10 protein-coding genes are annotated in these 13,154 nt (G+C 70.6%); all 10 read left to right on the top strand.

Features of this window, described 5'->3' with window-relative positions; all coding sequences use genetic code 11:
* The 10 genes from AB0412_RS02780 to pgeF all read left to right on the top strand — a co-directional run bounded on the left by AB0412_RS02780 (position 1) and on the right by pgeF (position 13,149).
* Positions 1 to 1,953: a penicillin-binding protein 2 gene (locus AB0412_RS02780; protein ID WP_366400629.1), complete on the top strand. Its 1,953-nt coding sequence runs from the start codon at positions 1 to 3 to the stop codon at positions 1,951 to 1,953.
* A 27-nt stretch (positions 1,954 to 1,980) separates the two neighbouring features.
* Positions 1,981 to 3,645 (top strand): UDP-N-acetylmuramoyl-L-alanyl-D-glutamate--2,6-diaminopimelate ligase, encoded by a 1,665-nt coding sequence (locus AB0412_RS02785; protein ID WP_366400630.1) that lies wholly within the window; start codon positions 1,981 to 1,983, stop codon positions 3,643 to 3,645.
* A gap of 4 nt (positions 3,646 to 3,649) precedes the next feature.
* The gene (murF, locus tag AB0412_RS02790; RefSeq protein WP_366400631.1) at positions 3,650 to 5,065 is read left to right on the top strand and encodes a UDP-N-acetylmuramoyl-tripeptide--D-alanyl-D-alanine ligase; all 1,416 of its coding nucleotides are present in this window, start codon (positions 3,650 to 3,652) and stop codon (positions 5,063 to 5,065) included.
* Positions 5,065 to 6,135, top strand: a complete 1,071-nt coding sequence (mraY, locus tag AB0412_RS02795; RefSeq protein ID WP_343999720.1) for a phospho-N-acetylmuramoyl-pentapeptide-transferase — start codon at positions 5,065 to 5,067, stop codon at positions 6,133 to 6,135. Before murF ends, mraY begins: the two co-directional genes overlap by 1 nt.
* An 8-nt stretch (positions 6,136 to 6,143) precedes the next feature.
* Positions 6,144 to 7,559 carry a UDP-N-acetylmuramoyl-L-alanine--D-glutamate ligase gene (murD, locus tag AB0412_RS02800; RefSeq protein WP_366400632.1) on the top strand — a complete coding sequence of 472 codons (1,416 nt, stop codon included), beginning with the start codon at positions 6,144 to 6,146 and terminating at the stop codon, positions 7,557 to 7,559.
* 106 nt (positions 7,560 to 7,665) lie between these two features.
* Positions 7,666 to 9,018 carry a putative lipid II flippase FtsW gene (gene ftsW, locus AB0412_RS02805; RefSeq protein WP_366400812.1) on the top strand — a complete coding sequence of 451 codons (1,353 nt, stop codon included), beginning with the start codon at positions 7,666 to 7,668 and terminating at the stop codon, positions 9,016 to 9,018.
* Between the two features lie 6 nt (positions 9,019 to 9,024).
* Positions 9,025 to 10,119 (top strand): undecaprenyldiphospho-muramoylpentapeptide beta-N-acetylglucosaminyltransferase, encoded by a 1,095-nt coding sequence (gene murG / locus AB0412_RS02810; protein ID WP_260827697.1) that lies wholly within the window; start codon positions 9,025 to 9,027, stop codon positions 10,117 to 10,119.
* A gap of 25 nt (positions 10,120 to 10,144) precedes the next feature.
* Positions 10,145 to 10,948, top strand: coding sequence for an FtsQ-type POTRA domain-containing protein (locus AB0412_RS02815; RefSeq protein WP_366400633.1), 804 nt, complete (start codon positions 10,145 to 10,147; stop codon positions 10,946 to 10,948).
* 279 nt (positions 10,949 to 11,227) lie between these two features.
* Entirely contained in the window at positions 11,228 to 12,424 is a 1,197-nt protein-coding gene (gene ftsZ, locus AB0412_RS02820) for a cell division protein FtsZ (protein WP_366400634.1), read from the top strand.
* Positions 12,421 to 13,149, top strand: coding sequence for a peptidoglycan editing factor PgeF (pgeF, locus tag AB0412_RS02825; RefSeq protein WP_366400635.1), 729 nt, complete (start codon positions 12,421 to 12,423; stop codon positions 13,147 to 13,149). Before ftsZ ends, pgeF begins: the two co-directional genes overlap by 4 nt.
* Positions 13,150 to 13,154: the final 5 nt, after the last annotated feature.

Raw genomic sequence — 13,154 nt, forward strand, 5'->3', positions numbered from 1 at the left:
GTGTCCGACAGGGAAGCGCCGCGCCGCCGCGTGCCCGGACCCGCCAGGCCCGCCCGCCCGGGCGCCCGCCGCCCCGCACCCGGCGCCCGCCCCGCCCGCCGCCCGGGACCGCCCCGCCCGGCCCCGCGGACCATCCGGCTGGGCAGCCCGCGCCCCCGGCTGCGCCTGGTCGGCCTGGCGCTGACCCTCGTCCTGATCGCCTTCGTCGTCCGTCTGTTCCAGGTGCAGGCCGTCGACGCGAGCACCTATGCCGCCAAGGCGGCGCAGAACCGCTACGTCGGTCAGGTGCTGGCCGCCGAGCGCGGGGAGATCACCGACCGCAACGGCGTGGCCCTCGCGACCAGCGTGGACGCCTACGACATCACCGCCGACCCCACGATGTTCACCCCGGAGCAGATGAAGATCGGCGACGGCCCGGAGCAGGCCGCCGCCCTCCTGGCCCCGATCCTCGGACAGAGCCAGGAGAAACTGGTCGCCAAGCTGCGCCCGGAGAACAAGGCCCTGCGCTACGTCAAGCTGGCCGGCCGTCAGACCCCGCAGGTCTGGAAGCAGATCAAGGACCTGAAGTCCGCCCTGGCCAAGAAGGCGGAGAGCGACAAGTCGGCGGTCAACGTCCTCTCCGGCGTCTTCTCCGTGCCCACCAGCAAGCGGGTGTATCCCAACAATGAGCTGGCCGCCGGGATACTGGGCTGGGTCAACGCCTCCGGCAAGGGCGGCGGCGGCGTCGAGCTCCAGCTGGACAAGCAGCTCACCGGCAAGGACGGCAAGATCCGCTACGCCCAGTCGGGCGGCCGTCTGGTGCCGACCGCCGGCTCCACCGAGACACCGGCCGTGCCCGGCAGCGACGTCGAGCTCACCATCGACCGCGACATCCAGTGGGCCGCGCAGAACGCCATCACCAAGCAGGTGGAGAAGTCCCAGGCGGACCGCGGCTACGTCATCGTGCAGGACACGGCCACCGGCGAGGTCCTCGCCATGGCCAACGCGCCCGGCTTCGACCCCAACAACCTGTCCGAGGCCGATCCGACGGCGCTCGGCAACGCGGCCCTCCAGGACGCCTACGAACCCGGCTCCACCGCCAAGGTCCTGTCGATGGCGGCCGTCCTCCAGGAGAACGCCGCCTCCCCCCTGACCCACGTCGTGGTGCCCAACCGGCTGCACCGCGGCGACCGCCTCTTCAAGGACGACGTCGACCACCCGACCTGGTACCTGACCCTCAACGGGGTCCTGGCCAAGTCCAGCAACATCGGCACCATCCTGGCCACCGGCCAGCTCGGCAAGACCCAGTCCGCCGCCAACAAGGTGCTCTACGACTACCTGCGCAAGTTCGGCCTCGGCAGCCACACCGGGCTGGGCTTCCCCGGTGAGACCAAGGGCATCCTCGCTCCGCCCGACCAGTGGTCGACCTCGCAGCAGTACACGATTCCTTTCGGCCAGGGCGTGTCGATCAACGCCATGCAGGCCGCCTCCGTCTACTCGACCATCGCCAACGGCGGCGTACGGATCGAACCCAGCCTCGTGCGCGGCACCAAGGGCCCCGACGGAAACTTCACCCCCGCCCCGAAGCCCGAGAAGAAGCGGGTGATCAGCGAGAAGACGGCGAAGACGCTCGCCCGGATGCTGGAGTCGGTGGTGGACGACGAGGAGGGCACCGGCACCAAGGCACGCATCCCCGGCTACCGGGTGGCGGGCAAGACGGGTACGGCGAACCGCGTGGATCCGGCCACCGGCAAGTACCGCGGCTACACCTCGTCCTTCGCCGGGTTCGCCCCCGCCGACAAGCCCCGGGTCACCGTCTACTGCGTCATCCAGAACGCCACCGAGGGAAGCTACTTCGGCGGCCAGATCTGCGGACCGGTCTACAAGCAGGTCATGGAGTTCGCCCTGAAGACCCTGCAGGTCCCCCCGACCGGGGCGAAGCCCGCGAACTACCCGGTCACCTTCAAGCCCTGACCGACGGAACCACCCAGGAACCACCTCGTGACGACGATCTCGCCCGATCCCGGCAACCAGAACTCCACCAGCTCCCCCCACCCCTCACTTCGCTCCGACCCCGGTGCGCCGGGTACGCTCACCGCCGTGCCACACGCTGATCAGTCCCAAACCACCCAGAAGGGCCACCCCGTGACATATCCGGGACCGCCCCGGCCGGAACGGGTCTCCGCCACACCCCTCGCGGAACTCGCCGGCCAACTGGGTGCCGCCGCGCCGGAGCAGACCGCCGAGGTCACGGGCATCACCCATGACTCGCGTGCCGTCCGCCCCGGCGACCTGTACGCCGCCCTGCCGGGCGCCCGCGCGCACGGCGCCGACTTCGTCACCCAGGCCGCCGGTCTGGGCGCGGTCGCCGTGCTGACCGACCCGTCGGGCGCCGAACGCGCCGCCGCGACCGGGCTGCCGGTGCTGGTCGTCGACGACCCGCGCGGACGGATGGGCGAGCTGGCCGCCACCATCTACGGTCACCCGGGCCGCGACCTGCTCCAGATCGGCATCACCGGCACCTCCGGCAAGACCACCACCGCCTACCTCGTCGAGGGCGGTCTGAAGACCGTCCGCAGCACGGGACTGATCGGCACCGTCGAGATGCGCATCGGCGACGAGCGCATCAAGTCCGAGCGCACCACCCCCGAGGCCACCGACCTCCAGGCCCTGTTCGCCGTCATGCGGGAACGCGGCACCGACGCGGTGGCCATGGAGGTCTCCAGCCACGCCCTGGTCCTCGGCCGGGTGGACGGCTGCGTCTTCGACATCGGCGTCTTCACCAACCTCAGCCCGGAACACATGGAGTTCCACTCCGACATGGAGGACTACTTCCGGGCCAAGGCACAGCTGTTCACCCCGAAACGCAGCCGGCTCGGCGTGATCAACGTCGACGACGAGTACGGGCGCCGCCTCGCCAAGGAGGCCACGGTCCCCGTCGTCACCTTCTCCGCCGAGGGCCACCCGGACGCCGACTGGCGCGCCGAGGACGTCGAGGTCGGCCCGATGGACTCGACGTTCACCGTCGTCGGCCCCAAGGGCGAGCGGATCTCCGCCCGCTCGCCGCTGCCGGGCCCGTTCAACGTGGCCAACACCCTCGCCGCGATCGTCGCCCTCGCCGCGGCGGGACTCGACCCGCAGTCCGCCGCCGACGGTGTCGCCGCCGTCCCCGGCGTGCCCGGCCGCCTCGAACGGGTGGACGCCGGCCAGCCGTATCTCGCGGTCGTCGACTACGCCCACAAGACCGACGCCGTGGAATCGGTGCTCCGTGCCCTGCGCAAGGTCACCGAGGGCAAGGTGCACGTGGTGCTCGGCTGCGGCGGGGACCGGGACCGGAGCAAGCGCGGGCCGATGGGTGCCGCCGCGGCCCGGCTCGCCGACACCGCCGTACTGACCTCCGACAACCCCCGCTCCGAGGACCCCCTCGCGATCCTCGCCACCATGCTCCAGGGCGCGGCCTCCGTGCCCGCCCACGAGCGCGGAGAGGTGCAGGTCTTCGAGGACCGGGCCGCCGCGATCGCGGCCGCCGTCGCCCGGGCCCGGCCCGGCGACACGGTGCTGGTCGCCGGCAAGGGCCACGAGCAGGGGCAGGACATCGCCGGGGTGGTGCGTCCCTTCGACGACCGCCAGGTGCTTCGCGAAGCAATCCAGAAGACCCAGGGATGAACTTGTGATCGCCCTCTCCCTCGCCGAGATCGCAGAAGTCGTCGGCGGGCAGACGCACGACATACCGGATCCGTCGGTCCAGGTCACCGGACCGGTCGTCCGGGACTCGCGGGAGGCGGGTCCGGGCAGCCTCTTCGTCGCCTTCGTCGGCGAGCGCGTCGACGGCCACGACTTCGCGGCCGCGGTCGTCGAGGCGGGCGCGGTCGCCGTGCTCGCCTCCCGCCCGGTGGGCGTGCCCGCGATCGTGGTGGACGACGTGCAGTCCGCCCTCGGCGCGCTCGCCCGGCACGTCGTCGAGCGACTCGGCGCCACGCTCGTCGCGCTCACCGGCTCGGCCGGCAAGACCAGCACCAAGGACCTCATCGCCCAGGTGCTCCAGCGCAAGGCGCCGACCGTCTTCACCCCCGGCTCGCTCAACAACGAGATCGGTCTGCCGCTCACCGCGCTCACCGCCACCGCGGAGACCAGGTACCTCGTCCTGGAGATGGGCGCCCGCGGCATCGGCCACATCCGGTACCTCACCGGACTGACCCCGCCGAGGATCGGCCTGGTCCTCAACGTCGGCTCCGCGCACATCGGCGAGTTCGGCGGCCGCGAGCAGATCGCCCAGGCCAAGGGGGAACTCGTGGAGGCGCTGCCGTCCGCCGAGGACGGCGGCACGGCGATCCTCAACGCGGACGACCCCTACGTACGGGCCATGGCCTCCCGTACGAAGGCGAAGGTCCTCCTCTTCGGGGAGTCCGACGAAGCGGACGTTCGGGCCGAGAACGTGCGACTCACGGACACCGGACAGCCCTCCTTCAGGCTTCACACACCCTCCGGTGCAAGCGATGTGACCATGCGCCTGTACGGTGAGCACCACGTGTCGAACGCGCTCGCCGCGGCCGCCGTCGCCCACGAGTTGGGCATGTCCGCAGACGAGATCGCCCTCGCGCTCTCCGAGGCGGGCTCCCTCTCCCGCTGGCGGATGGAGGTCACCGAGCGCCCGGACGGCGTGACGGTCGTCAACGACGCCTACAACGCGAACCCCGAGTCCATGAAGGCCGCACTGCGTGCGCTGGTGGCCATGGGCAAAGGGCGCAGGACGTGGGCGGTGCTCGGCAAGATGGCCGAGCTCGGGGACGAGGCGCTCGCCGAGCACGACGCGGTCGGACGGCTCGCCGTCCGGCTCAACGTCAGCAAGCTCGTCGCGGTCGGGGGCAGGGAAGCCGCCTGGCTGCAACTGGGCGCATATAACGAGGGTTCGTGGGGTGAGGAGTCGGTGCACGTGTCCGACGCACAGGCGGCGATCGACCTGTTGCGCAGCGAGCTGCGCCCGGGGGACGTCGTACTCGTGAAGGCGTCCCGTTCGGTCGGGCTCGAGAGTGTGGCGCAGGCGCTGCTCGAGACCGGTGCCGAGGGTGAGGTCGCCGCCCGATGATGAAGCAGATCCTGTTCGCAGGAGTCATTGGCCTCTTCCTGACGCTGATCGGCACCCCCCTGCTGATCAAACTCCTGGCCCGCAAGGGCTACGGCCAGTACATCCGCGACGACGGACCGCGTGAGCACGCCAGCAAGCGCGGTACGCCGACCATGGGCGGTATCGCCTTCATCCTGGCGACGGTCGCCGCCTACTTCCTGTCCAAGGTGATCACCGGCTACACCCCGACCTACTCGGGTCTGCTGGTGCTCGGCCTGATGGTCGGCATGGGCATGGTCGGCTTCCTGGACGACTACATCAAGATCGTCAAGCGGCGTTCGCTGGGTCTGCGCGCCAAGGCGAAGATGGCCGGACAGCTGATCGTCGGTATCGCCTTCGCCGTGCTCTCCCTGCAGTTCGCGGACGCCCGCGGACAGACCCCCGCCTCCACGAAGCTGTCGTTCATCACGGACTTCGGCTGGACGATCGGCCCGGTGCTGTTCGTCGTCTGGGCGCTGTTCATGATCCTCGCGATGTCGAACGGCGTGAACCTCACCGACGGTCTGGACGGTCTCGCCACCGGCGCCTCGGTCCTCGTCTTCGGCGCCTACACCTTCATCGGCGTCTGGCAGTTCCAGGAGTCCTGCGCCAACGGCGAGACCCTCACCAACCCCAACGCCTGCTTCGAGGTGCGCGACCCGCTCGACCTCGCCGTGGTCTCCTCCGCGCTGATGGGCGCCTGCCTGGGCTTCCTGTGGTGGAACACCTCACCGGCCAAGATCTTCATGGGGGACACCGGTTCGCTGGCGCTCGGCGGTGTGCTCGCGGGCCTCGCGATCTGCTCGCGCACCGAGCTGCTGCTCGCCATCCTGGGCGGTCTGTTCGTCCTCATCACCATGTCGGTGGTCATCCAGGTCGGCTCCTTCCGGCTCACCGGGAAGCGGGTCTTCCGGATGGCGCCGCTCCAGCATCACTTCGAACTCAAGGGCTGGTCCGAAGTCCTTGTGGTGGTCCGCTTCTGGATCATCCAGGGCATCTGTGTGATTGTCGGACTGGGCCTCTTCTACGCGGGATGGGCAGCGGAAAAGTGACCTCCTCGGTGCCTGGGGAATTCCAGGGCAAGCACATCACCGTCGCCGGGCTCGGCGTCTCCGGCGTCCCGGCGGCCAAGGTGCTGCACGGCCTCGGCGCGAAGGTCACCGTCGTCAACGACGGCGACGACGCACGCGCGCGTGAGCAGGCCGCCGAGCTCGAGGCGCTCGGCGTCACCGTGCGCCTGGGTGACGGCGACACGCTCCCCGACGGCACCGAGCTGATCGTCACCGCCCCCGGCTGGAAGCCGGACAAGCCGCTGTTCGCCGCCGCAGAGCAGGCCGGCGTCCCCGTCTGGGGCGACGTCGAGCTGGCCTGGCGGCTGCGCGGGCGGGACGGCAGAGAACCCGCCCCCTGGCTGGCGGTCACCGGCACCAACGGCAAGACCACCACGGTCCAGATGCTCGCCTCCATCCTGAAGGCGGCCGGCCTGCGCACCGCCGCCGTCGGCAACATCGGCGTCTCCCTGCTCGACGCGGTACTCGGCGAGGAGAAGTACGACGTGCTCGCCGTGGAGCTGTCCAGCTACCAGCTCCACTGGGCGCCCTCGCTGCGCGCCCACTCCGCCGCCGTGCTCAACCTGGCCCCGGACCACCTCGACTGGCACGGCTCGATGGAGGCGTACGCACGCGACAAGGGCCGTATCTACGAGGGCAATCGGGTCGCCTGCGTCTACAACGTCGCCGACAAGGCCACCGAGGACCTGGTGCGCGAGGCCGACGTCGAGGAGGGCTGCCGCGCCATCGGCTTCACCCTCGGCACCCCCGGACCCTCCCAACTCGGCGTCGTGGACGACCTCCTGGTCGACCGTGCCTTCGTCGAGAACCGGCAGAAGAACGCCCAGGAGCTCGCCCAGGTCTCCGACGTCAACCCGCCCGCCCCGCACAACATCGCCAACGCCCTTGCCGCGGCGGCCCTCGCGCGTGCCTTCGGGGTGCCCGCCACGGCGGTGCGCGACGGGCTGCGGGCCTTCACGCCGGACGCCCACCGCATCGCGCACGTCGCCGACGTGGACGGTGTCGCCTACGTCGACGACTCCAAGGCCACCAACACCCACGCCGCGGAAGCCTCGTTGGCGGCATACGAGAAGATCGTATGGATTGCGGGCGGTCTGGCGAAGGGGGCGACCTTCGACGAGCTGGTCGCCAAGTCGGCGAAGCGGCTTCGCGGTGCCGTCCTGATCGGCGCCGATCGCGCGCTGATCCGCGAAGCCCTCGCGCGACACGCGCCGGAAGTACCCGTCGTGGACCTCGAGCGGACCGACACTGGGGCGATGCTCCAGGCTGTCCAGGAGGCGCAGCGGCTCGCACGGCCCGGCGACACGGTCCTGCTGGCCCCGGCCTGCGCCTCGATGGACATGTTCGCCAACTACAACCGGCGCGGTGAGGCGTTCGCACAGGCGGTGCGTGAACTCGGCGCCTGACCCGGCCCGCCTGCGCCGGGCGACCTTGGGAGGGACGCGTGGGACCTAGGGGGCTGCTGACGGATCTCCGCGGCGTCGCGACGCCCGGCGTACCGCGGAGGTCATGATGTCCAGTAGCCGTACCGGCCGTCCGCCCGTGCAGCGGGCCGCGCGCAGGCCCACCGGAGTGCGCGCCCCGCGCGAGAACCCGGCCCTCGGCCTGGTCACCCGGCTGCGCCGGGCCTGGGACCGGCCGCTGACCGCGTACTACCTGATCCTCGGCGGCAGCGCGCTGATCACCGTGCTCGGTCTGGTGATGGTCTACTCGGCCTCCCAGATCACCGCGCTGCAGATGTCGCTGCCCGGCTCGTACTTCTTCCGCAAACAGCTGCTGGCCGCCGTGATCGGCGCCGTACTGCTGCTGGTGGCCTCCCGGATGCCGGTCAGGCTGCACCGGGCGCTGGCCTACCCCATCCTCGCGGGCGCCGTCGCCCTGATGGCCCTGGTGCAGGTGCCGGGGATAGGAGTCGCGGTCAACGGCAACCAGAACTGGATCGCCCTCGGCGGCTCGTTCCAGATCCAGCCCAGCGAGTTCGGCAAACTCGCCCTCGTGCTGTGGGGGGCCGATCTGCTCGCCCGCAAACAGGACAAGCGGCTGCTGACCCAGTGGAAGCACATGCTGGTGCCGCTGGTGCCGGCCGCCTTCATGCTGCTCGGGCTGATCATGCTCGGCGGCGACATGGGCACCGCGATCATCGTCACGGCGATCCTGTTCGGCCTGCTGTGGCTGGCCGGAGCGCCCACGCGGCTGTTCGTCGGCGTGCTGTCCGTCGCCGCCCTGCTCGGCGCCTTGCTGATCCGCACCAGCCCCAACCGCATGGCCCGGCTCGCCTGTCTCGGTGCCACCGAACCCCAGTCGGGGCCGGTGGACTGCTGGCAGGCGGTGCACGGGATCTACGCCCTCGCCTCCGGCGGAATCTTCGGTTCCGGACTCGGTGCGAGTGTGGAGAAATGGGGCCAACTCCCGGAAGCCCACACCGACTTCATCTTCGCCGTCACTGGTGAGGAACTGGGCCTCGCGGGGACGCTGTCGGTGCTCGCTCTCTTCGCGGCTCTAGGCTATGCGGGTATCCGCGTGGCCGGACGCACGGAGGACCCCTTCGTGAGGTATGCCGCGGGAGGCGTGACCACCTGGATCACGGCCCAGGCCGTGATCAACATCGGTGCGGTGCTCGGTCTGCTGCCGATCGCCGGTGTCCCGCTCCCGCTGTTCTCCTACGGGGGATCCGCCCTGCTGCCGACCATGTTCGCCATCGGGCTGCTGATCGCCTTCGCGCGTGACGAGCCCGCTGCGCGGGCGGCGCTTGCGATGCGGCAACCCCGCTTTGGTAGAAAGCGGAACGGGGGTTCTCAGCGGCCCCGGAGATGGAACACGATGCGACGGCGCGCCACGGTGGCGCGTACGTCCGGAGAGCGGTGAATTTCGGTGCATGTCGTACTCGCCGGCGGAGGAACCGCGGGCCATATCGAGCCCGCGCTCGCCCTCGCGGACGCCCTGCGCAGGCAGGATCCGACCGTGGGCATCACGGCCCTGGGCACGGAGCGCGGCCTCGAGACACGTCTCGTACCCGAGCGCGGGTACGAACTGGCGCTGATCCCCGCCGTACCGCTGCCACGCAAGCCCACCCCCGAGCTGATCACCGTCCCGGGCCGGCTGCGCGGCACCATCAAGGCCACCGAGCAGATCCTGGAGCGCACCAAGGCGGACGTCGTGGTCGGTTTCGGCGGCTATGTCGCCCTGCCCGGTTACCTCGCCGCCAAGCGCCTCGGGGTGCCGATCGTCGTCCACGAGGCCAACGCCCGCCCCGGCCTCGCCAACAAGATCGGCTCCCGGTACGCGGCCCAGGTCGCCGTCTCCACACCCGACAGCAAGCTGCGCAACGCGCGCTACGTCGGGATCCCGCTGCGCCGCTCCATCGCCACCCTGGACCGGGCCGCGATGCGGCCCGAGGCGCGCGCCGCGTTCGGGCTCGACCCCAACCTGCCCACGCTGCTGGTCACCGGCGGCTCGCAGGGCGCCCGCCGGCTCAACGAGGTGGTCCAGCAGGTCGCGCCCTGGCTGCAGCAGGCCGGCATCCAGATCCTGCACGCGGTCGGTCCGAAGAACGAACTGCCGCAGGTGCACCAGATGCCGGGAATGCCCCCGTACATCCCGGTAAGTTACCTGGACCGGATGGACCTCGCGTACGCCGCGGCCGACATGATGCTCTGCCGCGCGGGCGCGATGACCGTCGCCGAACTCTCCGCCGTCGGGCTCCCGGCCGCCTATGTCCCGCTGCCCATCGGCAACGGCGAACAGCGGCTCAACGCCCAGCCGGTGGTCAAGGCCGGCGGCGGTCTGCTGGTCGACGACGCGGACCTCACCCCGCAGTGGGTGCAGCAGAACGTCCTGCCCGTGCTGGCCGACCCGCACCGGCTGTACGAGATGTCCCGCGCCGCCGCCGAGTTCGGCCGCCGGGACGCCGACGAACTGCTCGTCGGCATGGTGTACGAGGCGATCGCCGCCCGTGCGCATCGTTAGACGCGTATGACGGAAGGCAGGAACGGTGGCCGGATCGACGACCGAAGAGCGTGCGCCACGCGGTGAACGCCGGCAGGAGTCGTCCGGCCCGCCGCCCGTACGGCGTCTCGGGCGGCGGCACCTTCGTGTGATCGTCGTCCTGGGCATCGCCCTGGCCTTCACGGGCAGCGGCGCCTTCTGGCTGCTGTACGGATCGGACCTGGTGCGCGCGGAGAAGGTGTCCGTCTCCGGCACCCGGATCCTCACGCCCGAGCAGGTCCGCGAGGCCGCCGACGTGCCCCTCGGGGAGCCGCTGATTTCGGTGGCCACCGACGCGATCGCGTCGCGCGTGAGCCGGAAATTGCCCCGAATTGACACGGTAGATGTGGACCGTTCCTGGCCCCACGGAATCGTGCTGAAAGTGACTGAGCGCACTCCGGTTCTTCTTGTGCAAAAGGGCGGAAAGTTCATCGAAGTGGACGAGGAAGGTGTCCGATTCGCTACGGTTTCTCGGGCTCCCAAAGGCGTTCCCACTCTGGAATTGACCGTCTCGCGAACCGGTTCCGCCGCCGCCGGCCTGCGCCGCTTCGGCGAGGACCGGCTGGTGCGCGAGGCGGTGCGCGTCGCCCGCGCCGTACCGGACTCCGTCGCCCGCACCACGCGCAGCGTCAAGGTCCGTTCCTACGACGACATCTCGCTGGAGTTGAAGGACGGCCGTACGGTCGCCTGGGGCAGCAGTGAGAAGGGCGCCGCCAAGGGCCGTACTCTCACCGCACTGATGAAAGCGGCGCCCCACGCGCGGCACTTCGACGTCAGCGTTCCCACCGCCCCTGCATCATCGGGGAGTTGACGGGCATCAGTGCAGGCCAGCACCCTGGTTGGGCAGCGCTACGCCTGATCACATAGGGTGAAAAGAAAAACGGGAGGTTCGGCGTGTTCGTTGAACGTGCGCCACTTGTCGACTTAGTGTCCTGTTCAGAAGACTCCAGGGAACAGACACACTGGTAACCCTAAACTTCAACGTTAGGGTTCGGGTCGGCGATACGGACCGTCCCATTCGGCATCAGTCGTCGGATCGCGGCAACGCCGTGAGGCGGCGACACGTAACTCGAGGCGAGAGGCCTTCGACGTGGCAGCACCGCAGAACTACCTCGCAGTCATCAAAGTCATCGGTGTCGGCGGCGGTGGTGTCAATGCCATCAACCGGATGATCGAGGTCGGTCTCAAGGGCGTCGAGTTCATCGCCATCAACACCGACGCGCAAGCTCTGTTGATGAGCGACGCCGACGTCAAGCTCGACGTCGGCCGCGAACTCACCCGCGGACTCGGCGCCGGAGCCAACCCGGCCGTCGGCCGCAAGGCCGCCGAGGACCACCGCGAGGAGATCGAGGAGGTCCTCAAGGGGGCCGACATGGTCTTCGTGACAGCCGGTGAAGGCGGCGGCACCGGCACCGGCGGCGCGCCCGTCGTGGCCAACATCGCCCGCTCGCTCGGTGCCCTCACCATCGGTGTGGTCACGCGCCCGTTCACCTTCGAGGGACGGCGCCGCGCCAACCAGGCCGAGGACGGCATCGCCGAGCTCCGCGAAGAGGTCGACACCCTCATCGTCATCCCCAACGACCGGCTGCTGTCCATCTCGGACCGCCAGGTCTCGGTCCTCGACGCCTTCAAGTCGGCGGACCAGGTCCTGCTCTCCGGTGTCCAGGGCATCACCGACCTCATCACCACCCCCGGCCTCATCAACCTCGACTTCGCCGACGTCAAGTCGGTCATGTCCGAGGCGGGTTCGGCCCTCATGGGCATCGGCTCGGCCCGCGGCGACGACCGCGCGGTGGCCGCCGCCGAGATGGCGATCTCCTCGCCGCTCCTCGAGGCCTCCATCGACGGCGCCCGGGGCGTGCTCCTGTCCATCTCCGGCGGCAGCGACCTCGGCCTGTTCGAGATCAACGAGGCCGCCCAGCTGGTCAGCGAGGCCGCCCACCCCGAGGCCAACATCATCTTCGGCGCGGTCATCGACGACGCCCTCGGCGACGAGGTACGGGTCACCGTGATCGCCGCCGGCTTCGACGGGGGCCAGCCGCCCTCCCGCCGGGAGAACGTGATCGGCTCGTCCTCCACCAAGCGCGAGGAGCCGACCCCGGCGCGGCCCGCCGAGAGCCGCCCGTCCTTCGGCTCGCTCGGCAGCGTCACGCCGAAGGAGGAGGCGGAGCCGGTCGCAGCGGAGCCCGTGGCCGACCTTCCGCCCGCCCAGACGCCGGTCCCGCCGTCGCGGACCTACGCGGACAGCGCGGCCGAGGAGCTGGACGTACCGGACTTCCTGAAGTGATAGGACAGCGCGAGTGCGTGAGCGGCGCGCACTTCGCCTTCACCGACCGGTGGGGCGGGGTGAGCGCCGCTCCGTATGAGGAGCTCAATCTTGGCGGGGCGGTCGGCGACGATCCCGACGCCGTGCGCACGAACCGTGAACTGGCCGCGAAGTCCCTCGGGGTGGACCCGGCCCGGGTGGTGTGGATGAACCAGGTGCACGGCGCCGACGTGGCCGTCGTCGACGAGCCCTGGGGAGACCGCCCGGTCCCCGAGGTCGACGCGATCGTCACCGCGCGGCGCGGTCTCGCCCTCGCCGTGCTCACCGCCGACTGCGTACCGGTGCTGCTCGCCGACCCGGTGGCCGGCGTCGCCGCCGCGGCCCACGCGGGGCGGCCCGGCCTGGTCGCCGGGGTGGTCCCCGCCGCCGTGCGGGCCATGACGGAACTCGGCGCCGATCCGGCCAGGATCGTCGCCCGCACCGGACCCGCCGTGTGCGGCCGGTGCTACGAGGTGCCGGAGGCGATGCGCGCCGAGGTGGCCGCCGCCGAGCCGACGGCGCACGCCCGGACGAGCTGGGGCACACCCGCGGTCGACGTGAGCGCCGGAGTGCACGCCCAGCTCGAACGGCTCCAGGTGTGCGACCGGGAGCAGGCGCCGGTGTGCACGCTGGAGTCGGACGATCACTTCTCGTACCGCCGCGACCGCACCACCGGTCGGCTCGCGGGCTATGTGTGGCTGGACTGATGGGG

Origin of the sequence: Streptomyces sp. NPDC052012, from assembly GCF_040689265.1 — a bacterium.
Classification (GTDB): domain Bacteria; phylum Actinomycetota; class Actinomycetes; order Streptomycetales; family Streptomycetaceae; genus Streptomyces.

Coding starts and splice junctions, on each gene's coding strand:
- ftsW (WP_366400812.1), top strand. CDS start 7,666: ATGTCCAGTAGCCGTACCGGCCGTCCGCCCGTGCAGCGGGCCGCGCGC.
- mraY (WP_343999720.1), top strand. CDS start 5,065: ATGAAGCAGATCCTGTTCGCAGGAGTCATTGGCCTCTTCCTGACGCTG.